Origin of the sequence: Edaphobacter modestus (genome assembly GCF_004217555.1) — a bacterium.
Lineage (GTDB): Bacteria > Acidobacteriota > Terriglobia > Terriglobales > Acidobacteriaceae > Edaphobacter > Edaphobacter modestus.
This window is the reverse complement of sequence record NZ_SHKW01000007.1, coordinates 178,268-204,213: the sequence shown is the minus strand read 5'-3', so window position 1 is coordinate 204,213 and position 25,946 is coordinate 178,268. Positions and strand designations below refer to the sequence as shown.

The window sequence follows — 25,946 nt, the reverse complement described above, 5'->3', positions numbered from 1 at the left end:
GGTAAAGGTAATGTTGAACAGTGCAGGAGCGTTTTTCGCGATTCTGTAAGACAAATGCCATAGGCACGGTTACGAATCCTGCGTTCTAATCCCATCAGAATCTCTCAAATCCCCACGTTACGACCTACAACTCAACGCAGTATCTCGGGCGCGTCCTTCGTGTACCTGATGGCCGCCGCTACCCATTTTCTGGAGGGTGTTATGCGAAAGTTGCTCGGCTGTGCCTTTGTTGTACTCTCTTTCCTCTCTTGCTCGGCCCTTTTCGGACAGACGGTCGATACTTCGATTCTTGGATCGGTGATGGACCCCCAAGGATCGGTAATCCCCAATGCGACCGTAATCGTGCGAGCCGAGGCAACCGGTCAGGAAAAGTCTGTGACGACCACTGGCGATGGACAGTATCGCGTTCAGTACCTGGTTCCCGGACGTTACACGGTAACGGTGAACGCGCCTGGCTTTGCACCGACGGTACGCAGTGGAATTCAGCTTGCGCTTTCGCAACAGATTCACCTCGACATTCCGATGTCACTGAGCGGAACGCAGCAGTCGGTGGATGTCAGCGCTACGCAGGCTTTACTGCAGAGCGAGAACGCAACTCTTGGAGCAACCGTAGACACAAATCGTACGGTAAACCTGCCGTTAAATGGCCGAAAGTTTAACGATCTCGCGGTTTTGACTCCGGGTGTGAGGGTTTCGAACCCGGACAACCACTCGTCGTCGACTGCCGGTTCCACGATTGCATCGAACAGCGGACGCGCAGACTGGGGCGCAGTGCAGGTGGACGGCATCGTGATGACGAATACCCGGTCGGCCTATGTGAACAGCTATCCCTCCGTGGATGCGATTGAAGAATTTCGTGTGCAGACAGGAAACTTTTCGGCTGAGTATGGTTTCTCCGCAGGCACGAACATCAACGTGCAACTGAAGAGCGGAACGAATGCCTTTCATGGAAGTGCATTCGAGTTCATACGCAATGATGCTGTCGATGCGAGGAACTACTTCCGTGTGGCTCCGCTGAAAAATAACGTGCTAAAGCAGAATCAGTTTGGCGCAACGCTGGGTGGACCGATCTATCGCAACAAGACGTTCTTCTTTGTCAGCTATGAGGGATTGCGTTCGATTGCTGAAGTGCCTTCGCTGGCGAACGTGCTGACACCGGCGCAACGCAATGGCGACTTTTCCGCGTACTCGGGGACGCTGAAAAATCCGTATACGGGCGGAACTTATGCAAACAAACAAATCCCGTTGAATGCGGTAGCGCAGAACATCATCAACACATATATGCCGCTGCCGAACGGGGCGTTTGCTGGCGGGCAGAACTACTCAGGTGTAAGCATCGGCAACCAGTCGAACAATCAGTACATTGGTCGAGTGGATCACAAGTTCAACGACAAGAACTCAATCGTGGTTCATTACATCTATGGCATGCGTGACTTTCCGAACACGGATACGAACCCGAACTTCCGCTACACGGGAACATATCCGATGCACAACGCAGCGCTGCAGTATATCCATGTCTTCTCGCCTGCGCTGGTGAACGAGGCTCGAGCGGGTGTGAATCTGGAGCACGTGAAACAGTTGAGCGTACGGACTGGAACGGGCTTCACAATCGAGTCGTTGGGAATTAACGGATTCCTTGTTGGCGGGCCGAACGGACGCCCGCTGACATCGAACGAGGAAGGTTTTCCGCTGCTGACGATCTCGGGCTTCCTCGGGATGGGCGATTCGCGTGCAGCTTCGAACCTCGACTACAGCAGAACGTTTATGTTTGCCGACAACGTAACGCTGACCAAGGGCAAGCACACATTGCTCTTCGGCGCGGATATTCGCAAGGTGGCGGGCAATGCAACGACGAACAACACTCCGTTCGGACAGCAGAGCTTTACCGGCGATATGACGGGATTTGCTCCGGCGGACTTTATGCTGGGGGTTCCACGCACTTCCGTTACCCCGGAGGGGGTGCCGATTACGGCGGCTCGGCAGTGGAGGACGGCGGAGTACTTTCAGGACAATTACAGAATGAACGACAAGCTGACACTGAACTTGGGTATCCGGTATGAGATTTATGCTCCGCCTGTAGATACAAACAATGTCTCGCGTACGTTGGACTTCAGTCAGAACCCTCCGGTGCTGACTCCTGCTCCCGGACAGCGACTCAACAACATCTGGGCGATCACCCATAAGGACATCGCGCCTCGCGTTGGCTTTGCGTACAGCGCAACTCCTACGATGGTCATCCGAGGCGGCTACGGCATTACTTACTACGGTGGGCAGTTCGACAACATCAATATCCTGCAGTTGAATCCTCCGACGGCGGGAAGCCTGACGATCACGAATCCGACGCTTGGGCCGGTGGCAATAATCCAGACTCCGGTTCCGGCATCGCTGTATCCTAATCCACCGTTCTTCAACGTGGTGACGATGCCGGCGGACAGGCGCAGGCCGGATGCGATGATACAGACGTGGAACGCGACGATCGAGCAGCAGTTTGGACGCGCAGTGCTGGCTACGTCGTATGTAGGCACCAAGGGCACGGATCTCGATACGAGCATCCAATATTTCAATTCGCCACCTCCGGGGCCGGGGACGATTCAGACGCGGAGACCATACCCGACGTTTGCACGTATTCGTGCCCTCGACTTCACAGGAGCATCGAACTACAACGCGCTTCAGGAGCACCTGGAGTGGAGGGTGAACGCCAGGTCGAATATAACGGTCTCGTACGTGTGGTCACACATGTTCGACAACCAGGGCAATTCGACCAATGCAGGAGGATGCACCTGCCAGGATGTTCGCAATCCGCATGAGTGGGCTTCGGGAACGAACGACCAGCGACATAATTTTGTGTTGGCTTATGTGTATCGTCTGCCAGACTTCTCGCAGAATAAGCTGGCTGGCTACGGCGTGAACGGATGGACGCTAAACGGTTTGATAGGCCTGGCCAGCGGAAGCCCGGTGAACGTGACGCAAAGCACAGACAGTCAGAATGTCGATAATCCATGGCAGAGACCGAGTCTGGTCCAGGGGGTCAGCCCATACATTGCGAATAAATCGGCGATCAACGGCTGGTACAACCGAAACGCCTTCGCGTTGAGTGGGTACGCCTTTGGTACGACGCCGAGGAACTACCTAATCGGCACTGGAGTGAAGACGGTGAACCTGTCCGTGATGAAGAACTTCGCGATGCCTTATGCTGAAAGCCATAATCTACAAGTGCGATTCGAGGCGTTCAATGCCTTGAACACTCCGCAGTTCTCCAATCCGAACTCTTCGTTTGGAGCGGCAGCGTTCGGCCAGATCTCTTCGACGAAAATCAACAACCGCGAACTGCAGCTCGCGGTGAAGTACCTGTTCTAAAAACATACCAGGGTCTGTCTTAGATGCAATCAAGTTGCCCATCTGGCCAGGTTTTGCCTAGTAAAGAGAGCGCGCTGTCACCATGGCTCATGAGGTTCGTGAGATTCATGCTGACAGCGCACCCTCTTCGGCAAAGGTGACCCGTCGTCAGAAGTCTATTCGTACAGTTCAATCTCGAGATCGTGGGTGGCGGATGTGGTGGTGGGCTTGGTTTTCTCCCTGTCTTCCGTCGGAGCGGGCGGAAACAGTTCATATCAAGGCAGGCGCTCGCAATGAGAATCAAACTAGGATTCAGCCCTATGTCGATGGAGAGCTCATGCAGGAAGAGGAGAGACGATCTCTTGGCGCATGTGGAGCATTGTTTAACCTGCTCCATTGCGCTTGAGGAAGCGAAAGCTCAGTCCGCGTACATCCGCGGAGCTCGCTCCTCGGTGTCTGCGCCGGATTCTCTCCGTAACGCCGTGACTTTGAAGTTGCAGGATGCTGCGCGCGCCGGAAGTGGGCCCAGGATCGTCCAGCGGAACTCTTCGCTGATGCGAGTGTGGTCTTTGACCGCCGTCGCCGCGATCCTGCTCGTGGTAACCGGTTGTGTGTTCACCTTTAATCGGCAGATGCAGAAGAGAAATAATCTCATGATTCATGACGGCGATTCTTGCGCATCAGCAACTCGAACGAAGCGAGACGCTTCTGGATATCTCCTCAGACTCACCCGAGGTCGTAAGCTCGTGGTTCGCGGATGCACTCACACTAGGGGGTCGCTATCCTGTAGCTTGGAAAATTATCTGGCGTAGATCTTTGCAAGCTATTTGGCGCGTGGCGGTCTGATAGATCATCCTTGACCGATTACCAAACTGTCTCGTGCGGCCTCGACGACCTCAGTCGAAACTGTGTGAAGTTGATTTACGTCGAGCACTCGTTCGATCTGGGTGAGGATTCGGGTTAGGAGGCGAAAGTTGCCGCCAGTCGAACGAAGCTCTGACGATTGAGCCTGCAATCTATAATCGCCATCCGCTGCGGACGGTTCGCATGGTGCGCCAAGATTTCCTCCTCTTCACGACGAGTCATTGGGTTATGTTTTCGGCGCGATGCTCCTAGTCGCCCCGCAAGGCGATCATCGGGTCTATCTTCGTTGCTCGGGTCGCGGGAAGGGCAGATGCTGCGAGCGCAAACGACAGCATGGCGACGGCAGAAAGCATTAGCACAAGTGGATCGAAAGGGCTGACCCCAAAAAGGAAAGAACGCAAGAGGTGAGATACACCTGCTGCGGCAAGGAGCCCTACGAGACATCCAATAGCACCGAGCTTCGCGGCGGAGATAAGAACAAGGTGGAGTACACCCTGGCGCTGACAGCCGAGCGCCATACGGATCGCCATCTCTTGCTCCCGCAAGGCAATCGAAAATGCGATTACACTGTAAATCCCCAGTACTGCGAGCAGTAATGCAACCATCGCAAAGGCTGAAATCAGGACGGTGTTGAACAAGCGTGGAGCTTCGCTACCCGAGATCACGTGTTCCATCGTCTGCATCTGTATAAGGGGGAGCTGAGGATCGACATCTCGTACTGCCGCTCGAAGCGAGTTCTCTAATTGCTCGGGGGGGATGTCAGTGTGCAATACGATGTATCCGTAGGTTGCGGTCAACTCACCAGCCGAGGCAAAAGCCCCTTCTGAGACGACTTGCTGGGTTACAGGTTGATAAAACTGTTCTGCAGTTCCGCCATCGGCTGCTCCGAGCTTTACGTCATCCACTATGCCCACTACCGTCAACCAGGGAGTCGGAGTCTCGGGCATGCCGCGGCGCAGCCGTTTTCCTATAGGGTCCTGACCGGGCCAGAAATGTTCGGCCAACTTCCGGTTCACGATCGCAACTAGTTGAGAATCTGACTTGTCTGATTCAGTGAAAAATCGCCCTCGCAGCAAGCGGATTCCGAGCGCCTGGAAGGGATCGCCCTGCATCAGCGATACCTTCGCCATATTCAGTCCCGCGCCTTTCTGAGGGACATATCCCTCCACGGTGATTGCGATCCCTCCGCCATCACCTGCAGCAGGCAATGAGGAAGATATGCCTGCGGCTTTGACTCCCGGTAAGTGTCGTAGATTCCGCATCAAGTTGTCAGTAAAGTTATAGACTGCGGACTGAATGGCATATCGCTTCTGTGGGAGGATATAAAACGCAGAGAGCGTGTGGTCCACCCGAAATCCAAGATCGACCTGGCGCATCTTCTCAAAGCTACGCAATAGCAGCCCGGAAGCCGTTAGCAGAACCAGTGCGACGGCGATCTCCGCAACAACGAGCGTTGAACGCAGCCTCCCGTGTCCACTACCCGGAGTGCCGGTTCTTCCACCCTCCTTCAGGGTTTCGTTTACGCTGGTCCGTATGGCTGCGAATGCAGGCGCTAATCCGCAAACTAGACCTGTCAAGACGGTTAGGCCGAGAGCAAAGGGCACTGTTGCATTAACTCGAAATTAGGCGATCAGCATACAAGGAGTGGAGTGACTAGTCATGGTCCGACCGCTACAGGTCGTAGCCAAAAAAGTTAATGCAACAGAGCCCGACAAGCATGGCCGGTTGATCGACTTCATGCTGTGGACCGCCGTAACACGCGCGGCACACCGCTTCCTGGGCAAGGCACTAAAGACGATGCACAACTGGCCGCCGCACTCGATCACAAGCTGTTCGATGTTGCTGCCTGATCTGCAGCATCTGTAAGGGCCTGTGCGCCAGTTAATGCAACAGAGCCGTTGAATGCCTTCATTCGTGCAAACGGGCGCATCGTACGGATAGACCTGAACCTGCCTCAAAAACAGGCGTGCATGTAACAGGGATCGGTGTCGGCATGGTTTGTCGGTAGCTTTCCATAAGACGACGTCTCTATACTTAGAGAACTAAGATGCGGACTGGCCGTCGACAAATAAGCACGTTTTCTACCGGTGGTTTGTTCGTCAGGTTCCCGTCATTTTTACAATTTCACCTCTTGAAATTAATTTAGAGACCAGAAAGGCATTGGCAACCGACAAATGCGCAGTGTAATGTGCTCACGTGAGGGTGGTGCTCATGCTTTTGGTGCGCAGTTCTTTCGTAATTGGTAGAGATAGAATCAAACAGTTTTTCTGCTTGTTGGGAGTGTTAAGTCTCTCAGCCGTGTGTGTAGTGGAGTCTGGGTGTTTTGACGAAAAACGCAAGAATTCCAACCAACGGAATAGTTCGAGTCTCAGCTTCAATGCCAATGTTCAACCAATCCTCGCAGCCAACTGCTTTAGCTGCCATGGTCCCGATCCGGGTAATCGCAAGGCGGGATTAGACTCGACCTCGAAGAGACGGCCCTCAAGAAGAGATCTGGCAAGAAGGATGCCATCGTTCCCGGCCATCCGGAGTTGAGCGAGATGATCGCTCGCATCGAATCGAAGGACCCTCACCACCTGATGCCCCAGACAGCCGAAGGCGAAGCGAAGCCCATGAAGACAGAGGAGGTCGCAATCTTGAAAGAGTGGATCTCAGAGGGAGCTCACTATGAGCCACATTGGGCGTTCGACGCCCCATCGCGGCCAGCGATTCCTAAGGTCAAAGATGCTGGCTGGAGCAAAACGCCCGTAGATCTATTAGTGTTGGCAAAGCTCGATTCGCAAAGCATGCATCCTTCGGTGGAGGCAGACAAGGCGACTCTCATTCGCCGCGTGACACTGGACTTGACAGGGCTGCTTCCTACGACGACAGAGGTCAATGGATTCGAGAAAGACAGCAGTCCGAAGGCATATGAAACGGTTGCAGATCGTTTGCTTGCGAGCCCCCAATATGGAGAGCAGCGTGCCCGATCCTGGCTCGATTACGCCCGATACTCAGATACTCACGGTTTGCACTGGGATAATTTTCGGATGATATGGCCGTATCGCGATTATCTGATCAGGGCCTTCAACGATAATCGGCCTTTCGATCGCTTTGTAAAGGAGCAGATCGCCGGCGACATGCTGCCAGTTAGTGACTACAACAGCCTTTTGGGTATGAGCTCCGGGCAGGCCCGCTTTCCCGTTGCTCCCTCTCACTGGAATTTTAGCCAGTACGGCAAGCAGGGTGCATGGATCAGCGATCTGCTGCCTTATACCGCTCGCATGGTCGATGACATTGCCATCATCCGCTCAACCAATACAGATGCCATCAATCACGAGCCGGCTATCATGCTGATGAATACCGGCAACATGAATACTGGTAAACCCTGTCTTGGCGCGTGGCTCTCATATGGCCTCGGCAGCATGAACAACAATCTGCCTACCTTTATGGTGATGATGAGCAAGAAGAACGAGGAAGAGAACAATCAGCCGACCTCCTCACGACTTTGGAGCAGCGGCTTTCTTCCTTCGGAGCACGCAGGTGTGAGTCTGCGATCCGCCGGGGACCCCGTACTTTACCTTAACAACCCCGGAGGAGTAGACACCGCTACGCGACGTAAGATGTTGGATGCCGTCAATGAACTAAATCGCGAAACCTACCAGGACCTGGGTGATCCAGAGACGAACACCCGTATATCTCAGTACGAGATGGCATTTCGTATGCAGACATCAGTGCCAGAGCTAACCGATCTGAGCAGGGAACCCAGGACTACCTGGGACTTATACGGACCGGAGGCAAAGATTCCCGGCACCTTTGCGAACAATTGCCTGATGGCCCGTCGCATGGCAGAACGTGGAGTGCGCTTTACGCAGATCTACAAACGGGGGTGGGATGTACACGCGCACGCGGTTGGCTTACTCCCGATGTTGTGCCAGGAGACCGATCGCGGTGCCTATGCGCTGGTCACAGACTTGAAGCAGCGTGGGTTGTTGGACGACACACTCGTCATATGGTCAGGGGAGTTCGGTCGCACCGTCTACAGTCAAGGTGGTCTGTCCAAAGAGGACTACGGACGCGACCATCATCCGCGCTGCTTCACAACCTGGATGGCAGGCGGCGGTATTCGACCGGGCATTACCTTTGGAGAGACAGACGACTTCAGCTACAACGTGGTGAAAGACTCGGTTCCGGTTCGCGACTTCAATGCGACAATTCTGCATAGCCTTGGAATAGATCACAATAAGCTGACGTTTAAGTCGCAAGGGCTCGACCAGAAACTAACAGGGACCACCCCGGCGAGGGTCGTCGACGAGCTCTTTGCATGAGCTTTGTGACTCAAAGGGACCCGAAAACAAGATCACGGGGGCTGTCGTTCGCAGCCTTGCGAAAGAGTTACTGGGTTACTGGTGTACTGCTGGCCTTGGCGTTGCTGTCGTTGCCATGGCTCCTCTCACCCGACGGTCAGACACACGGCAGCTGGCAGCAATTTCTAGGCAGGTTTCATCCGCTTGTCGTGCATCTCCCGATCGGCCTGATTTTGCTGCTCCCTGTGCTTGAGTTCGGTGGACGATTTCGCTCGGCATGGCGCGAAGCTGCATCAGTTGTGCTTGGTTGCGCCGTGCTGTGTAGCGCAGGAGCGGTCGTCTTCGGGATGCTACTGGCTCATGGCGGTGGATTCTCACCGGATGCAGTTCGAATACATATGTGGGGCGGTCTATTTCTCTGCCTTGGGGTGATCTGGTGCGCTCTCATCCGTCCGTCGTGGGCTATGGGAAGAGTTGGCTGGGTCTACCCAGCATCACTGATCGTAGTTCTTATCTTGACCGCATGGACGGGCCATCAAGGCGGTTCGCTCATTTACGGCAAGACGTATCTCACGGAGTTTGCGCCGGCATTCATTAAGCGGCTACAACCGCAAAAAAACTATCCACCGGTCGATCCGGCATCCGTGTATGCGATGCGGGTTCAACCAATCCTGGATTCCAACTGCCTCTCCTGTCACAGCGGGTCAAAGATCAAGGGTGGATTGCAATTGGATAACTATGCTCATGTGATGGACGGCGGCAACGATGGCGAAGTCGTCAGTCCGGGGCATGCAGAGAAGAGCTTGCTGCTCACGAGGATCACCCTACCGGCGGATCACCCTAAATTCATGCCGTCGGAAGGAAAGCCCTTGGCTGCCAAAGATATTGCATGGATCAAGGGGTGGATCCAGCAGGGTGCTTCGCCCAAAGCGACTGCCCTGCCAGGGATGGAAGTACGCGCACCCGGTGCAGCGGAGCGTATCCCTCAGGTAGGTGACTACAACGCTCTCACGCCTCAAATGATCCAGATAGAGAAGACTCTGGGCATTCGCCTTGACCGCGTCTCGAGTAAAGCTGCGGACGGGCTTATTCTGCGCACGATTGATGTAGCGCCCAAATTTGGCGACTCCGACTTGGCCAGACTTGAACCGTTCGCTCCTTATATCGTGAACGTTGAACTGGGGCATACGAAAGTGACGGATGCATGCTTCGCTTCTCTTGCAAAATTCAACCATGCACGCGCGATTCACCTTGAAGATACCTCAATCACCGGTCGAGATTTACAGAAGTTAGCGGTTCTCCATGAACTCCGTTACCTCAATCTGAGCAGCACGCGCGTGACACACCAGGCGCTCGATCAGTTCGCGTCGGTACAACCCTTGCTGCATATCTACGCTTTCAATACGCCTGCGCAACCCTCAAGCAGTCCAATCAAATAAGGAGATCACTCCATGCACCCTCAGATGGGTTCAAAGGGTTTTATGGTGAACCGCCGCGCGTTCTGCTCTTTTGGAGCAGCCTCTACTCTTGCAGTAGTCACGGGCGGCGCAAAGATGCAAGCACAGTCGAAAAACGCATCCACCAACTCTGCACGCCTTAGTACGGGCAACGGCGAATGGACCTATGATCTCGTTCCTCATTGGGGAATGCTACCCGAAGGGAAGAAGTTTGGCGGAACTCACGGTGCCATTACCAGCGATAAGGATGGAAACATCTATATCAGCACGCAGAGCGACACAGGGATCATTGTCTACTCTGCGGATGGAACTCTAATCCGCCAGATCGCCACGGATTATCCCGAAGTTCACTCGATGCAATATACCGTTGAGGACGGAAATGAAGTCATCTACACCGTAGTGCAAAAGGGAACTCCGAAAGAGAACTGGCTGTTTCTCAAGATGAAAACAGATGGTTCGATCCTGCAAAAGATTACGGCTCCCAAAGAGGCAGGTTTCAAAGCCTCTAACGAGTGGCGTATCACCTCGGCTGTGCCCGGTCCAGACGGTTCAATCTTTATTGCTAACGGTTATGGCGATTCAAGGATCTTCCGTTTCGATAAGCAAGGAAACTACAAGTCCAGCTTCGCTGGTAAAGGAGATGGCGACGGATTGTGCAACTGTAGTCATGGTCTCGCTGTAGATATGCGCTATGATCAGCCGCTACTTATCGTATGCGACCGCGAAAATCTTCGGCTCAGCCACTTCGACTTTGACGGGGGATTTGTGGGACATGTAACTCAGCATATGCGCCGTCCTTGCCAGGTCAGCTTTCACGGGGACAACGCGATAGTTTCGGAGCTGCAAGGCCGCGTCACGATCCTCGATAAGAACAATGTGCCTGTCGCATTCCTCGGTGACAACCCTGACAAGTCACAATGGGCCAGTTATAGGCTCGAACCCAGCAGTATTGGAGCCACCGTCTTCAGTGCCGCACACGGCTGCTACATCGACAGCAACGCAAATATTTATGTATCTGACTGGAATAAGACAGGCCGCATCACTAAATTGGAACGCCGTTCTATTTAGATCTCCTTTGGACTCATCTCGTTACTAGTTTGAAGAAGGGTCGGGCGAGAGAAGAACAACCTGCTTGGTGCCACCTGAAGCTGGATGTCCAGATCCCGATCCGATTCAATATTCATGGTAAGAATGAAGGGGGCATAGGAGAGTGCTCCAGACTTCGCCTTCCCCGATCTTGACCAGTTCACGTGGCTCTGACCAAGATCTGTCGCAGGTTATTGGTATCGGTGCCACCGAGTTGATACTGGGTTCAAGTTAAACACGGCTATGAGGTCAAGAAGCTTGGTAGATGCGGTGATCTTGGCAACCATGCTCACACTATCTCCTGAATTCACTATGCAAGCAGTCCAGGGACTACGTAGGCCGGAGTCGTTCCAGTTAATTTCTGATCCAGTCCTTGAACTTTATAAGTCAGTTTGTTGTGATCGATGCCGAGGCAATGAAGAAGGGTGGCGTTGAAATCTCTTACGTGAACAGGATCCTTCACCACGTTGTAGCTGAAGTCGTCCGTCTCTCCGTACGAGATACCTGGCTTTACCCCGCCACCTGCCATCCAGGTTGTAAAGCAGCGCGGATGATGGTCGCGGCCGTAGTTGGTTGGCGAGAGACCACCTTGACTGTATACAGTTCGGCCGAACTCTGCACCCCAAACCACCAAGGTATCGTCAAGGAGTCCTCGCTGTTTTAGATCAGTGATCAGTGCATAGCATCCACGATCAGTCTCCTGACAGAGCACGGGGAGGACACCTGTAACATCGGAGTGGACATCCCATCCTCGCTTATAGATTTGCGTGAATCGGACACCACGCTCCGCCATGCGGCGCGACATCAGGCAATTGTAGGCAAAGGTTCCCGGTTCCTTAGCATCTGGTCCGTACAGATCCCATGTTGACTGAGGTTCCTTGCTCATGTCGGTTAGCTCCGGTACGGAGGCTTGCATACGATATGCCATCTCATACTGCGAGATGCGCGAGTTAGTTTCAGGATCACCCAGTTCCTGATACGTTTTCAAGTTGATCTTATTGACGGCATCAAGCATGTTGCGGCGAACCTCGCGGTCGACTCCTCGGGGATCACTCAGGTAGAGGACAGGATCCCCGGCAGACCGCAAGCCCACCCCGGAATATTCGGATGACAGGAAACCGCTGCTCCAAAGACGAGAGGAGACCGGTTGATTGTTTTCCTTCGGATTGGTCTTGCTCAGCAGGACCATGAACGTCGGCAGATTGTCATTCATGCTGCCAAGTCCATACGACAGCCATGACCCTAGGCACGGCTTTCCCGCATTCATGTTTCCGGTGTTCAAGAGCATGATCGCAGGTTCGTGATTGATGGCGTCCGTATTCATCGATTTGATGATGGTCAGATCGTCGACAACCTTTGCTGTATAGGGCAAAAGATCGCTAACCCACGTTCCCGTCTTGCCATATTGTTTGAAGGCCCAATGGGACGGCGCAATGGGGAAGCGTGCTTGCCCGGCCGTCATGCCTGTAAGTTGCTGCGTTCCACGCACAGAATCAGGAATGTCCTTGTCGTACAGCTTTGCAAGACCCGGCTTATAGTCCAGTAAATCCATCTGCGGCGGTGCCCCTGACATGAAAAGATAGATCGCTCGCTGCGCCTTCGGAGCAAAGTGGGGCAGCTTCAGAGATTCTCGCGAAGGAATAGCTGGTCCTGCTACCTGTGCTACACCGGTCACCGCCCTGTCACCAAGCAGACTCGCGCAGGCAGCCCATCCCAATACCTTGCCGGCCCTTCCGAGGAAATGGCGTCGCGTCTGTAACTCAGCCCACTCTCGCTTGATACCCTCCACGATTGGAAGATCCATAATTGTCGGGCCATGCTCTGGATCAGTGCAAAAAGGATGCTGTTTCATAATGCTTTCCTCGCAACGAATTGTGGTAACTCATGCAGTCGCGAATTGGTCATCTTACTTGTTCAAAGTCTCGTCGAGATTCAAGGTTTCGTTCACCAACATCGTCCAGGCAGCCAGTTCAGGCACGGCAATCGCTGATTTTGCTGCGCGCTCGCCAACTGCTACCAAATCTCTGGCCGCTTTTGGATTCGCCGCGTAGTGATGCTCCATCTGTTTCAGTGACTCTTCCAAAGTAGTCTCCACCTCAGGCGAAGGATCGTGCGCCAGTAAAATCTGGCCGAGATAATCAATCCTCTGTTTAGTGTCTCTTCCGCCCTCAACGAGAACGCGTTCCGCCAACATTCGCGATGCTTCGATGTACTGAATTCCGTTCATAGTTACGAGAGCCTGCAGCGGAGTATTGGTCCTCTGACGACGCGTGCAAACTGTATCCCGGGTAGGAGCATCGAATGCGTCCATATCCGGCTCCATCGCCATCCGCTTCCAGTAGGTGTAGAGACTGCGACGATACAAGGCATCGCCGTGCTCTTGTGTGTAGTGGGTCGTGTCGCTGCTGGGATAGCCGACGGATTCCCAAACATTCTCAGGCTGATATGGCTTCACGCTCGGGCCGCCTATTTTATTAACCAAAAGACCGCTGGATTGAAGTGCAATATCGCGAAGCATCTCCGCATCCATACGAAAGCGCGGACCGTGTGCCAACAGCAGGTTACGGGGATCTTTTGCAAGTTGCTCCGGCGTTGACTTCGCACTCTGGCGATATACTGCCGACATCACCATCAGCTTGTACATTTGCTTGACATTCCACCCACTACGGCGGAACTCAACAGCAAGCCAATCGAGCAATTGAGGATTGGATGGCCTCTGCCCCATGATGCCGAAGTCCTCAGTCGTTTCCACTAGCCCTATTCCAAACAGCTCGGTCCACATTCGGTTGACGGTAACTCGAGCGGTAAGCGGATTATTCTCACTTACCGTCCACTCCGCCAACGCCAATCGATTATGTGGCTTGTCTGCCGGCAAAGGAGGAAGGAAGTGAGGCGTATCCGCCTCGACCCTTTCCTTCCTTGCAGAATAGATACCGCGATCGAGAACATCGGCGTAGGCTACGGTATCTTTCTCTTGAGACACGATGGAAACTTCGCCACCCTCCGAGAGCTTCCCTAGTTCAAGGTCCAGGTCTGCGATCTGCTTCTCCATCACCTTTGTCGACGCGTTGATTTCGTTGAAATAGAACATGGTGACTGTGTGCCACTGGTCGCGGTTCCACGCCACTGGCGGCTTGCGAGTGATCGCTGCGACTTCATCTTCGTATGGGAGACGTTTTGCCTCCTGCGGATTCAGATCTCTCGCGTACAAGCGGAAGTCCTGATACCTCGTCTCTTTGGCGGGTCTTGCATTCGGATATCTCCACCCGAATTGCATCGGAACAGTTGTTTCAATGCTCGAATGATCCAGGGTGTCGGAGATGACCTTAGTAGGCACAGGCTCACCATTCACATAGATTCTTATGCCGGAGGCTTTGCCGGAACCATCGTAAGTGAAGAAAATATGTTGCCACTGCCCGTCCTTCAGAACCCTGTCTGCAGTGGAAACCCTGATCGCACGCCCTCGGATGACTGGCCACTGTATGGGAGCTAGTTCGTTCGAGACCTTCTTGATCGCAGGCTTTTTATCAGGCTTCGACTTGGCCTTCGTTGGCTTAGAGAATACAGGGTCAATGTTCGCCGCACTGTTGACCAGGTCTACACTGATGACACCTTGATCGGCCGCCAGATCCCAGCCGCGATTCATCTTCGTTATGTCCATCTTCGAAAAAAGAGAACCATTAATCTTCGCCGCCGGAAAATTGGGTGTCGAACGGATCATGAACCAACCACCGCTTGAGAACCTCTGGCTCCACTCGAAGTCTCCAGTCTGGCCGAGATCCACATGAGCGCTGGTGTCCATGCGAAAATCTGGCCACAGCCACGTCGTCTCCCCCCACAGCGGTTTTGATTTGCCCAGAGAGAATGTTCCGGGATTCGCATTCGGAGCGACGTTCTTCAGCACGTCACCGCCACCCTCATCAAGGCGAAGCCGCAGCTTCAAGCCTTCCGTGGAAACTGGCTGCGGAGTGTTCTGCCGGGACTCCAGCCACTGTTTAATACGTGAGGCCGCCTGCATCTGCTCCTGTTGCAAAGCCGTTGCGAGCTCGGATCTCTTCGACAACACTCGGTTAAACGCTTCGACATTTTGAGATTTCGGAATATGAACGACTGGAGCCCAATCCGGACGGTCGCCGTTGAATGGAAGCTCGTTAATATTGTTGAAGAAAGCGCTCAGCCGATAGAAGTCCTTCTGCGTAGTCGGATCGTACTTATGGTCGTGGCAAACGGCGCATCCAACAGTTAGCCCAAGAAAAGCCCCTCCGTAGGCTTCGGCGCGCTCTCGCGCAAGGTTGACTCGGAGTTCCTCCGGAATCGTCCCTCCCTCGTTGGAGCTGACGCCCGCGCGCACATACCCGCTGGCAATCAGAGTGTCGATATCCTTTGCGGGCATGAGATCGCCAGCGATCTGCTCCTTCACAAATCGGTCAAAGGGCACATTTGTGTTGAACGCCTTGATGACGTAGTCGCGATAGGGCCAGAGATAGCGGCTATTGTCGAAGTGCAGACCGTAAGTGTCCGCGTAGCGAGCATAGTCCATCCAGTAACGTGCTCGTTGTTCACCAAACGACGGACTGGCAAGTAGCCGATCGACTAGTTGTTCATATGCAGAGTTGTCCTGTACATAATCGCGTACCTGCTGTGGTGTCGGAAGAAGGCCGGTGAGGTCAAGAGTGACACGACGAATCAGCGTTGCCTTGTCAGCTTCGGGCGATGGGTGCAGGCTTTCTTTTTCAAGCCGCCCAAGGATGTAGTCGTCGATGGGTGTTTTTGCCCAGGATGCGTCATGTTTAAGTGGAGCTGTAACCACGGGAGCGTCAAAGGCCCAATGGGGCTTGTAATGGGCTCCCTCGGCAACCCATTGTTTCAGTATCGCGATCTCTTGCGGCTTCATCGGTTTCGCCTCGCCCTCGGAAGACTGCGGCATCAAATGATGCGGGTCGGTCGATTCGATTCTCCTAATGAGTTCGCTCTTCTCCGGATCACCCGGAACGATCGCGTCAGGTTTTCCTGGGCGTTTACGAAAAGCTGATTCCTCAAGGTCAAGTCGCAACCCAGCTTTACGTGCTGCAGGATCCGGTCCATGGCAACTGAAACAGGAACTAGCCAGAATGGGCTGAACATCCTGATTAAAGTCCAGATGTAACTGACCATTGGCTATGTTCACACCATTGGTTGGTTTCTGCCGGCAGCCGGACAAGCCAGCTATAACCGTGGTGAAGATCGCAACAGAAACAGCTCGCTCCCACCACTGAATGGTGGTAACAACCTGATCGAGCGGCGCTCTGCGTCGGACACGTAGACGTTCCATGTGGAAACAGGGTGCGCCTCGCTGATTTGAGGCGGCGTTTTGGGGAACGGGCATTTGGCGCTCAATAACCAATAGTTCTAAACAGTCCCGCAATATTACTCTGCCGAAACTCTCTTTTCAAAGCTTCTCGATGATCGGACCAGGATTTCTGTACCAAGCCTAGAGTTAGTCTTCGGCTGGTTTAGGTTGCAGTGAGTACGCGGCTAGCCGCGTACTCACTGGCGAACTCGCTCGGCGTTCGTTCACCGAGAGATCGGTGAGGACGACTCTCATTGTATTCCTGACGCCATTCCTCGATCAGCCGTTTTTGCTTCGGCCAGCGTCCCAAACCAGTGGGCATTCAAGCACTCGGCTCGGAAGGTTCCGTTGAACGATTCCACGTACGCGTTGTCGGTCGGCTTGCCAGGGCGGGAGAAGTCGATCTTCATTCCATTCTGGTAGGCCCATAGGTCCATGGCTTGACTGGTGAACTCGCTTCCGTTGTCGCAGAACAAGAACTTCGGCACTCCACGTTGCTGTTTTACTCGGTTTAGCACTCGCACCACATCTTCTCCTTTCAAGCTCTGGCCAGCTTCGATAGCAACGCCTTCCCGCGTGTAAACATCGAGGATCGTCAAGGCGCGGAAGCGTGTGCCATCGTGCAACTGATCGGCCACGAAGTCGACGCTCCATGCCTGGTTGGGCGCTGTCGCGACGAAGCGTTCTTCCCGGTGCCGTACCGCTTTTCTCTTGCGCTGTGGCCGCTTCTTCAAGGCCAAGCCCTCTTCCTTATACAGCCGATACACCAGATGCTTCCCAACAGCCCAGCCCTCGCGGTTCAGCAGTACGCGGATCTTGCGGTACCCGTAACGCACTCTGCTCTGTGCGATCTCGCGTATCCGCATCCGCAACTCCGTCCAGGGTTCCTGATGACTCTGATAGCGATACGTGCCTCGCACCATCAGAAGAACCCGGCAGGCATGCGCTCGCTCGCCCGATACCGGTCGCGTAAATGATCGACCATCGGACGGCGTCCCGAGGGCTACAGAACTTTTTTCTGAGCACATCCTGCAGCATCGTCTTATCCAGGCTCAGATCTGCAACCAGTTGTTTCAACCGGCTGTTCTCTTCCTGCAGTTGCTTCATCTGCCGAGCCTGATCGGTCTCCATGCCAACGTATTGCTTCTTCCATCGATAAAAGGTCTGCTCGCTGATCCCAACCTTGCGAATCACCTCCGCCACAGGCACGCCCAGTTCTGCCTGCTTCAGCACGGCCACAATCTGCTCCACTGAAAAGCGCTTCTTCTTCATGCAAAATCTCCCTTCAGATTTTGCCGAAGACTAACATCGCAACTGGCTCAGAATTACCGGGGCCGATCAGGCCAATGTGGGCTCCTTTGAGATAGGTAGCTAACGGCACCCATTAGACCACACTCGCTTGTACGGAGCTGAAAGAATCGCTACTACTTTAAATAACCGACTTAGTAGACCTTAGGCTATGACGGCGTGGCGACTGGAAAGCTGCTCTACGGCATCCCATCGGATGTGGATTCCTACACCCGGCTGCTCATTTGGGATCATTCTCCCGTCCTTAGTGACAGGCATGTGCGTAAGCAGGCGGTCCAGCGGATCTGCACCATAAGTTATAGGAATTACCTCAACTCCCTCTACAGTGGGAAAGGCACTGGCCAAATGTACATGAAGTGGCCAGAAAACATGAGGTAGGACCGTTCTTCCTCTGCCGGCCGCCAGGCTAATTGCTTCGATCGCGCCGGTAATCCCTCCCATCGTCGTGGCATCGACGCGCAAGATGTCTATACCGGCTACTAAATCTGAAATCGTTTGTGCACCGAAGACATCTTCGCCTGCAGCAATTGGGGTCACCATGTCACGGCGCAATTCGTGAGTCAGGCGCCAATCGGACGCAGGGAAAGGATCTTCAAGAAAATCTAATCCAAGGCAGTCGAGATAACGGGATGTTCTCCGAGCCTCGGTCAAAGTAGTCCAACTCCAATGTGCATCCGCTGCAACACGACCTGGCATTTTCTGGGCTGCCGCCTCCGCATATTTAACGTCGAACTTTGAGTCATCTCCTTTGAGCATGATCTTTACCCTGCTACAACCTTCGTCTTGCAAATGACCGATCTCATCAACGACTTCGGAGATGGAACGTTGATCGATATAGTAGCCAGCCACTTGTGTCGTCTCAGTGGATGTCCTAAGGCCACCCACGTATTGAAAGAGCGGTTGCGCCGCACTTTTGCATGCAATATCCCAAAGAGCAATATCAATCAAACTTAGTCCGCGGGTGAGTGCGGCCCTTGCCGGGATGTTTGAATGTTCAAGATCAGACATAACGCGCCTTCTCATCTGCACATCCTTGCCAAGGATGCGGCGACCCATACCGTTTAAGGTTTCAAAGAGTGGTGTTCCACGAGGGTAGCCGATCGCTTCTCCTGCTGGCCCCTCCTCAGTTTCAATCCGAATGACGACATAGTCTCTTGTGCGGATCTCGACTGCGCCAAGGCGAAGGACCCGCGGCAGAGGTATAGAACATTCAGCGACTAATATTTTGGAAATATTCATTTCAATTGTCACCGCTCAAATCATCAATTAATGATGTACTATTTGATATAGTAATCATATTGTGATACATTTTACCGGCCATTGAACAGAATATTTTTAGACTTCTCTGAGATTCATAACGATCTCGGGGCTATTAAGGAGAGCCCAATTGGTTCATTCACCTTCATCGGGCTTGCCAGGTCTTCGGGGGACGGAACATGTTGGTTTCACAGTCCCTGATCTAGAGGAAGCGACCTCTTTTTTCACAGATGTTATTGGCTGCGAATACGTGTTCGAACTTGGACCTTTTATCTCAGATGACACCTGGATGAACACCCACCTCAATGTTTCCCCCGGAACTGTCATGCAGAGATTGCGCTTCTTCCGGTGCAAATACGGGCCAAACTTCGAAGTATTTCAGTATGAGTCGCCCGACCAAAACCTGGTCCAACCGAAGAATAGCGACGTAGGAGGTCATCATCTGGCTTTCTACGTCGACGATTTTGATGCGGCGGTTAAGTATCTCTTGTCTAAAAACGTTCGGCTTTTAGGGGAACCGACGATCAGAACATCTGGGCCGAATGCCGGTCAGACCTGGATCTATTTTTTGTCGCCTTGGGGGATGCAATTTGAGCTAGTCAGCTTTCCAAAGGGGAAAGGATATGAAGCTACTACTTCCACGCGACTTTGGCATCCGGCAAACCCATCTGCATAATTTGGACCGAAAGAAAATCAATGGTCGAAGCGAGAATCTTCAACTCGCCAGGAGATGAATGCGTCTCATACCCTATCGCAACTGACTTCGTTAGCCTTTTATCTTCGCGGCGTTGAACAATACTTCTAGGTAACGCTTGAAGTTTGCTTCAAAACGGCCACTAGGCACAGAAATTCCCAACGCAAATCGGCCGGCGAGGCCTTCAACGGGCACAGCCAGACAACGTAGACCTTCATTGAATTCCTCGTTATCAAGGGCATAGCCTTGCTTCCGAATTTGCGCAAACTCCTCCATGAGCTTCCTGTATTTCGTGATGGTTTTTCTTGTCCTCGCTTCCAGAGGATGGCTAGCGAGGTATTCTTCACATACCTTGGGATCTGCCAACGCGAGAAGCAGTTTTCCTGACGCCCGTGCATGTGCGTGTCCGCTGAATCCTTGAGGAATTTCGGCGGCTCCCACTGGTGATTCTCCCCGAGCCGTTGCAAGCGCCACGATTTCGTCATGAACCCAGCCGCCGGCATAGGCCGTTTCCCCAGTGGCCGCAACGATCGAACGAACCCTTGGAGCCAAATGTTCTGGAGGGTCCAATTGACGACGGAAACCTTCTGCAATCGAAAGTGCAGCAAGACCAAGCACATAACGACTGTTGTCATTCTTACGAATGATCCCTGTTGTCAGTAGCGTATGAATGAGATGATATGTTACCTGCCGAGAGAGCCCAACCTGGTGCATGATCTCCTTAGTTTTAAGACCATTGGAGCTTTCGGCTACGGCAAGTAGAACCGAAACAGTCCGCTCCGCAGACTGAATCCTCGGCTTTGGTTCGTTTTCTTTTGGATTCTCGGCTGGAGAATCGAAGGATTCTGCACGCACTTTCAGTTCCTCCAATTGGATATACTGCATTCCGATCCTTGCACTAAAGCCCGCCCTTTTCTTGGCATGTCGCTCTCTGGGAGCCCTTGTCCCTCCTTTAGTGAGCTATTGGACAAAGGATGATGCGTTTTTATCACTATATGATAATAGTAAATCTTATTGATAGATTATCTACATTTGTGCAAGATGACAAATGTTAGATAATCACCCGCGGCTCTTATTGCAAGGTCAAAAGTTGACTACCTCATTTAAGGCTAACGAAGAAGAAGATATCCCTTTCCGCCGGGAGTAGGGCACTGCAGCGAGCTGGATGGAATTCAGTCACGGCCGTCCAGAGCGCTTTTGAAAGATGATTTTCCGTTCGAGGGAAGGATCTCAGGTTCAACACGAGCCGGACGACAATTGCTGATCTTAGCGAAAGCTCGAGTATGAGCCTCGGCTATCGTCGAGGCTCATACTCTCAATAAACCAATAAACGTCGACCTGAGATTTTATTTAGTAGCCAGCATTGCACTGGGCGTCGTGTCTGCCGGAAGGTCACCCAACACAAATTGAATTGCAGCGAACATCATCTGGGCGAGTGCGGGTGTCTCGAAAAGAGTTGGAGTATGTCCCATCGCGCAGTTAAACACTCGGCCATGACCATAGCTTTTGATCCAGACAAGCCCATAATCTTTATCAGGTCGGACGCGCCATGGACTCAAGTCCGTCTTGTCAGCGTCAATGCTAAGCAGAACGTGCAGCTTCTCTCGGGAATAAGGTCCAGAGGGAAGGAAATGATAAAACTCATCTGTGTACACAAAGCCTTTTCCTCCGAGATCAGCTGTTAGTGGACTAGTGGAAAATTGTTTCGTCAATGGACTGTTAGGATCATCAATTTTCAAGGTTGCCTTCTCAACGTGGTGAGGTCCGGTTTGAGCACCTATTAACTCCCCAAATTCAGGAACGTCTGGCGACGCATAGCTTGCTCCATGGAGGCCGGCTAACCCGCCGCCCTCATGTACGAAACGAATCAGGCCGTTCATTACGTCTGGATCGGAAAATACTGGACCGTCTCCACTATTAAGGAAGACGGCGTCGTATTGGAGTATATTGGGGTACTTTAGGTTATTCAGATCATTGTTGAATACAGCCTCGAACGCTCCAGTAGAAGTAGACAGCTTGCTAATCGCGAAGTTTGCGTGGGCTGCCGTGTCATGATAGTAGGCACCAGCTGGAGCCACATCGATAACGAGAAGTTTTCGTGGTTTCTTTGGTGTTACGAGCGGCTTCTTAGGCAGGGCGGCCTCAATCTTCGCTTTCACATCGCTCGGGATCCGATCTGTCGGCGTGATGGGAATCAACAGGGCATCTTGCTCGACGCGGAATCCCATAGCCGGACGAACAACTTTCTCGAAGTTTTCTGCCGAACACCACAGATCTGAAAAGACATTTCCCGAAGTCCCGCTTTGTGGTTCCCTAGTGGTGATAATCTGCCATGGGTCAACTTCAAGTGAAATGAACAACGGTTTGGTGCCACCATAAGGCCGGCTACAATTGACACATTTCCCCGGCTCCTCTTGAGGGGGAGGTTCTTGCTTCGCGATCTGCAGAAAAAACTGTTCCAGACCTGCGACCCCTGTGCCTAATGGAACATCACGGCCATTTGGCCCGAGAGCATTACGGTCCCGGACCTCAACAGCCATCAATCGATCTTTGATAATGCTTAGCCCCTCAATGGGACGAACTCCGTTTTCCATCCATTTGGCCAAATTGGCATTTACACCTATCCGCGGAGTTGCGTTGCCAATGGCCTTCATTAAAGCTTGAGGATCGCTCGAACTATCAATAGCCACATTGATGCCCGTTTCCACCGAAAGTTTATCGATTGCACTCAATTCCGCCGGCACCGTGTTCGCAATGATTGTTTCCACACCCATCTCTTTTGCGAATGCGAAGAGTTTATGGGCCGACCCTTCGTCTGCCGGTATGGATTCAACGCGGTAAGCCGGCATTTTGAGATTCAATTCAACGAGCCTCTCTTTAACTACAGATATGTCTTCAGATGTCAGGTCGAAATTGAGATTCTTATTGGTCTGCGGACTCACTTTCTGGCTACTAACGCCCTCGATGCTTGAGAGTCCTAGCGCGTCGGCTAAAGCGGCTGCTTCAGAGAAGCTAAGCGACCGGAAAGCATTCGACGGTATTCCAACACGCCATCCGAGCAAATGATTAATTGATGAGCGAATTTGCCCCTGTCGCACCGACTTTGTCCCTTGCGGAGTCTGCGCTGCACTAACCAGATGTATCGACGAGATGGCGCACATTGCGGTTGCGGCAAGTGTGAGCCGAGCTATCTTAACCATGATTTGTTCCTTTCCGAACTCTTTAGAATGATCATTTCTCTGACAAATCAACTGCGAACATGTGCTCATTTAAGAGCCCACCCGCCATCTACATGAATCGACTGTCCAGTTATGTAGCTTGCCTCTTCGGAGGCAAAGAACGCGGCTGCGGTTCCGATTTCTCGGGGTTGGCCTGGTCGCGCTGAGGAAATTTGTTTCAGAATGTCGGGAAGAATTTGCGGGTTATTGAGTATCCATGCGGTCATATTTGTCGCAATGAAGCCAGGATGAACACAGTTCACGCGTATCCCTAGCGGCGTCATCTCAGCGGATATATTACGAGTCATAGCCTCAATGCCAAGTTTCGCTGGGGCATAATGTGTTCTTCCAGGAAGAACTTTCGCCGCTTGAATTGAGCCAATGTTCACAATGTTACCCTTTCGATTTTCGGCGACGGCACGTTTGCAGAACACTTGAGAACAAAGCCATGGACCGCGCAAATCAACATCTGTGACCCGAGTCCATTGTTCATCCGTGAGATCGAGGAAGGGAACTATAGTTTCTATACCAGCGTTGTTAACTAATATGTCGATGTGTCCGAATTCTCTCCACGCCTGCTCGAACATCACCTCTACTTCAAGGCGATTGGCGACATCTGCTTGAAATGGCTTCGATCTTCTTCCTCTAGAACGAATCCACTCCACGACATCATTCACAGCCGTTGTCGTGATATCTATATCGTTCAAAGCAACGTCAGCACCTTCCTCCGCGAACACCTCGGCGATTCCTCTCCCTATCCCTTGACCCCCTCCGGTAATAAGGGCAACTTTGCCTGAAAGCTTCATAGAAATTGACTCCGTGATACGGTATGACATCGACTGGAATTTCCACTTTCCACGTTGGAGAATCACAGCAAGCTGAATCAATGCGAAGTAGACGGCGCTCGGGATAACGAAAAGACGTAGTAACCTTGCGTGCCTGCTTTGCCAGGTTTGTAAGATACTGATTGAGGCTTTCCGTCTACGGACGCATAAAAGGCGATGTATTCGTTTCCACCAGCTTCATAGATCGCTGGAATCCCATCGGGATTTGCATCCAATTCGGTCTCCCACAGAGTGCGACCCGTATCTTTATCGAGAGCGTGTACCATACGATCTGGCCCAGTCCCGATGATGATTAGGCCACCAGCTGTAACCACCGGACCATTTCGAATTGCCAGAGAGCTCCCCGTGTCCGTAATACCTTTTTCGGCGAGACCAGGGGTCGTCCCAATAGGGCGTCTCCACTTGATAGACCCATCATTAAGGTCGTAAGCCACGATGGAGGACCATGGAGGGCTGAATGCGGGAAGTCCATTATTGGTGCGAAAAATATTTCCAAACGGACCGTAGTACCGTGTTTGCCCTTCCGGTGCTGGGCCTGCAGGAGCCGAGGCTTTCCGGACTGATGCGACAGCGGCCGCTTCTCCAGCGACAGGATCCGTTAAATATGCTGCGAGGAAGGTTACATCTTCGGGCTTCAGAGTGGTTTCAGAAAATGCAGGCATTTCTCCGTTTCCACTCCGGAGGACGGTGGTAAAGCGGTTCACATCGATTTGTTTCGGAAATGTAATTCGTTCGCGGTTCGGCCCGTGACAACCTATGCAATTCTTCGTATACAGACCATAACCCCTCTGCTCCGGTGTTCCTCCAGTCACGCTTTTTGCTTTGATCGGTGGCGTCTTTGTCATAGCGTGAATGGTGGGCAGATCATACGCTTTGACATACATCATTCCTGTCGATGGGTCTGCAGCTGTGCTTCCCTGATTCACCCCACCAAATTCACCAGGAACTGAAATCTGGTTGCCCTTATCAGTGACCGGGGTAAAAATTCCCTCGTTGCGGGCATTGGTGACTAGATCATGGATACGCTCTTTTTCGATCGAATCGAGATAAGGATTGATATCTTTCACGGTGAACTGCTGGCGGGCAAAAGGTTGCGGCGCAGTCGGAAACGGTTGCGTCGGCCACGATTCTTCGTCCGGCATGTCGGACTTCGGAACGGCCCTCTCCTCGATTGGCCAGAGTGGCTTCCCAGTTACACGGTCGAAAACATAGAGGAATCCTGTCTTACCAGCAAGTGCCACGACATCGGTCATCGTTCCGTCGTGACGTACAGTTAGAAGTTTTGGCGCGGCAGTTGGGTCGTAATCCCAAAGGTCATGATGTACGAGTTGGAAATGCCATAATCGTTTCCCGGTCCGAGCATCAAGTGCCAACAAGCAATCACCAAAAAGATCAGCACCTTTGCGATCAGCACCATAAAGATCGTAAGTAGGCGAACCAAGTGGGAAATAGGCAATCCCCCGCTCCTCGTCGATGGAAATTTCGCCCCATGTATTGTTACCACCAACGTATTTCCAAGCGTCCGGGGGCATCGTGTCATACCCGAATTCGCCGGGATGCGGGACAGTGTGGAATGTCCATACGATATTTCCAGTCAGGACATCGTATGCTCGTAAGTCACCTGGAGGCGAGCCGTACATTTCTCCTGGCGCCGAACCGAGGATAATTAGGTTGTCGAACACACGCCCCGGAGTACCGTTTTGAATCTCCCCAATGCTGGCAGGATCACGCCCAAGTCCTTCACGCAGGTTCACTTTGCCATGATCGCCAAATGACTCGATTGGTAAACCAGTTTTCAAATCCAATTCTTGCATGTATCCATCGACTGCAAAGATCAACCGACGATCTCTGCCATCTTTTGAGGACCACCAATTGAATCCTCGATTCGTTGGCTGACCTCCTTTTACCTCATGCACCCAGATCTGCTTCCCAGTCTCTCCATCCAGCGCATAGATTCCCATGTCTTTACCAACTACGTACATCACTCCATCCACGACAAGTGGATTAAATGAAAACCTGCCGACTGGACCTGGAGCTGGCATAAACCATGCCAACTTGAGTTGACCTACATTGCTCTTATTAATTTGCTTAATAGCTGAATACTGCATCGAATCAGCTGAGCCACCGTAGTCACTCCAGTTGGAGTAGGTTTCTTTGTGTGACTTGGCAGAGATAGTATTTATTGTGCTTATCGATGAAGTAACAACAACTATAGAACAGAGTAAGCTAAGAAAACGTACGGCTTTCTTGTACATAGATCTCTTTC

Annotated in this window: 15 protein-coding genes and 1 pseudogene; 6 read left to right on the top strand and 10 right to left on the bottom strand. The window is 52.6% G+C overall.

Features of this window, described 5'->3' with window-relative positions; all coding sequences use genetic code 11:
• Positions 1–201: 201 nt before the first annotated feature.
• A complete protein-coding gene (locus BDD14_RS29915; RefSeq protein ID WP_130425029.1) occupies positions 202–3,357 on the top strand; it encodes a TonB-dependent receptor in 3,156 nt (1,051 codons plus the stop codon).
• Between the two features lie 397 nt (positions 3,358–3,754).
• Here the strand turns inward: BDD14_RS29915 and BDD14_RS29910 are convergent, their stop codons facing one another.
• Together BDD14_RS29910 and BDD14_RS29905 are read right to left on the bottom strand one after the other, a co-directional pair.
• Positions 3,755–3,991: a hypothetical protein gene (locus tag BDD14_RS29910; RefSeq protein WP_130425027.1), complete on the bottom strand. Its 237-nt coding sequence runs from the start codon at positions 3,989–3,991 to the stop codon at positions 3,755–3,757.
• A 457-nt stretch (positions 3,992–4,448) separates the two neighbouring features.
• Positions 4,449–5,804 carry an ABC transporter permease gene (locus BDD14_RS29905; protein ID WP_130425025.1) on the bottom strand — a complete coding sequence of 452 codons (1,356 nt, stop codon included), beginning with the start codon at positions 5,802–5,804 and terminating at the stop codon, positions 4,449–4,451.
• 55 nt (positions 5,805–5,859) lie between these two features.
• On the opposite strand from BDD14_RS29905, the gene BDD14_RS29900 reads away from it, so the two are divergent.
• The 4 genes from BDD14_RS29900 (at position 5,860) to BDD14_RS29885 (ending at position 11,011) form a co-directional block, all read left to right on the top strand.
• Entirely contained in the window at positions 5,860–6,066 is a 207-nt protein-coding gene (locus BDD14_RS29900) for a hypothetical protein (protein ID WP_130425023.1), read from the top strand.
• A gap of 587 nt (positions 6,067–6,653) precedes the next feature.
• Positions 6,654–8,507, top strand: coding sequence for a DUF1501 domain-containing protein (locus BDD14_RS29895; RefSeq protein ID WP_278045561.1), 1,854 nt, complete (start codon positions 6,654–6,656; stop codon positions 8,505–8,507).
• On the top strand, positions 8,504–9,925 hold the full coding sequence (locus BDD14_RS29890; protein ID WP_130425019.1) for a c-type cytochrome domain-containing protein: 1,422 nt from the start codon (positions 8,504–8,506) through the stop codon (positions 9,923–9,925). Before BDD14_RS29895 ends, BDD14_RS29890 begins: the two co-directional genes overlap by 4 nt.
• Before the next feature lie 12 nt (positions 9,926–9,937).
• Positions 9,938–11,011, top strand: coding sequence for an NHL repeat-containing protein (locus BDD14_RS29885; protein WP_130425017.1), 1,074 nt, complete (start codon positions 9,938–9,940; stop codon positions 11,009–11,011).
• A 328-nt stretch (positions 11,012–11,339) separates the two neighbouring features.
• On the opposite strand, the gene BDD14_RS29880 is transcribed toward BDD14_RS29885, so the two are convergent.
• The 4 genes and pseudogenes from BDD14_RS29880 to BDD14_RS29865 form a co-directional block, all read right to left on the bottom strand.
• On the bottom strand, positions 11,340–12,881 hold the full coding sequence (locus BDD14_RS29880) for a DUF1501 domain-containing protein (protein WP_207231939.1): 1,542 nt from the start codon (positions 12,879–12,881) through the stop codon (positions 11,340–11,342).
• A 54-nt stretch (positions 12,882–12,935) separates the two neighbouring features.
• Positions 12,936–16,340, bottom strand: coding sequence for a DUF1553 domain-containing protein (locus tag BDD14_RS29875; RefSeq protein ID WP_165420416.1), 3,405 nt, complete (start codon positions 16,338–16,340; stop codon positions 12,936–12,938).
• 181 nt (positions 16,341–16,521) lie between these two features.
• A pseudogene (locus tag BDD14_RS29870) lies at positions 16,522–17,630 on the bottom strand (IS3 family transposase).
• A gap of 180 nt (positions 17,631–17,810) precedes the next feature.
• Positions 17,811–18,905, bottom strand: coding sequence for a mandelate racemase/muconate lactonizing enzyme family protein (locus tag BDD14_RS29865; RefSeq protein ID WP_165420415.1), 1,095 nt, complete (start codon positions 18,903–18,905; stop codon positions 17,811–17,813).
• Between the two features lie 148 nt (positions 18,906–19,053).
• On the opposite strand from BDD14_RS29865, the gene BDD14_RS29860 reads away from it, so the two are divergent.
• On the top strand, positions 19,054–19,599 hold the full coding sequence (locus BDD14_RS29860) for a VOC family protein (protein WP_130425011.1): 546 nt from the start codon (positions 19,054–19,056) through the stop codon (positions 19,597–19,599).
• Positions 19,600–19,689: 90 nt separating this feature from the next.
• On the opposite strand, the gene BDD14_RS29855 is transcribed toward BDD14_RS29860, so the two are convergent.
• From BDD14_RS29855 to BDD14_RS29840, 4 genes are all read right to left on the bottom strand, one after another.
• On the bottom strand, positions 19,690–20,502 hold the full coding sequence (locus tag BDD14_RS29855; protein ID WP_130425009.1) for an IclR family transcriptional regulator: 813 nt from the start codon (positions 20,500–20,502) through the stop codon (positions 19,690–19,692).
• Between the two features lie 461 nt (positions 20,503–20,963).
• Complete coding sequence (locus BDD14_RS29850; protein ID WP_165420414.1) at positions 20,964–22,817, bottom strand: ThuA domain-containing protein; 1,854 nt, start codon at positions 22,815–22,817, stop codon at positions 20,964–20,966.
• Positions 22,818–22,882: 65 nt separating this feature from the next.
• Complete coding sequence (locus BDD14_RS29845; RefSeq protein WP_165420413.1) at positions 22,883–23,641, bottom strand: SDR family NAD(P)-dependent oxidoreductase; 759 nt, start codon at positions 23,639–23,641, stop codon at positions 22,883–22,885.
• 77 nt (positions 23,642–23,718) lie between these two features.
• Entirely contained in the window at positions 23,719–25,935 is a 2,217-nt protein-coding gene (locus BDD14_RS29840; RefSeq protein WP_130425002.1) for an outer membrane protein assembly factor BamB family protein, read from the bottom strand.
• Positions 25,936–25,946 lie beyond the last annotated feature (11 nt).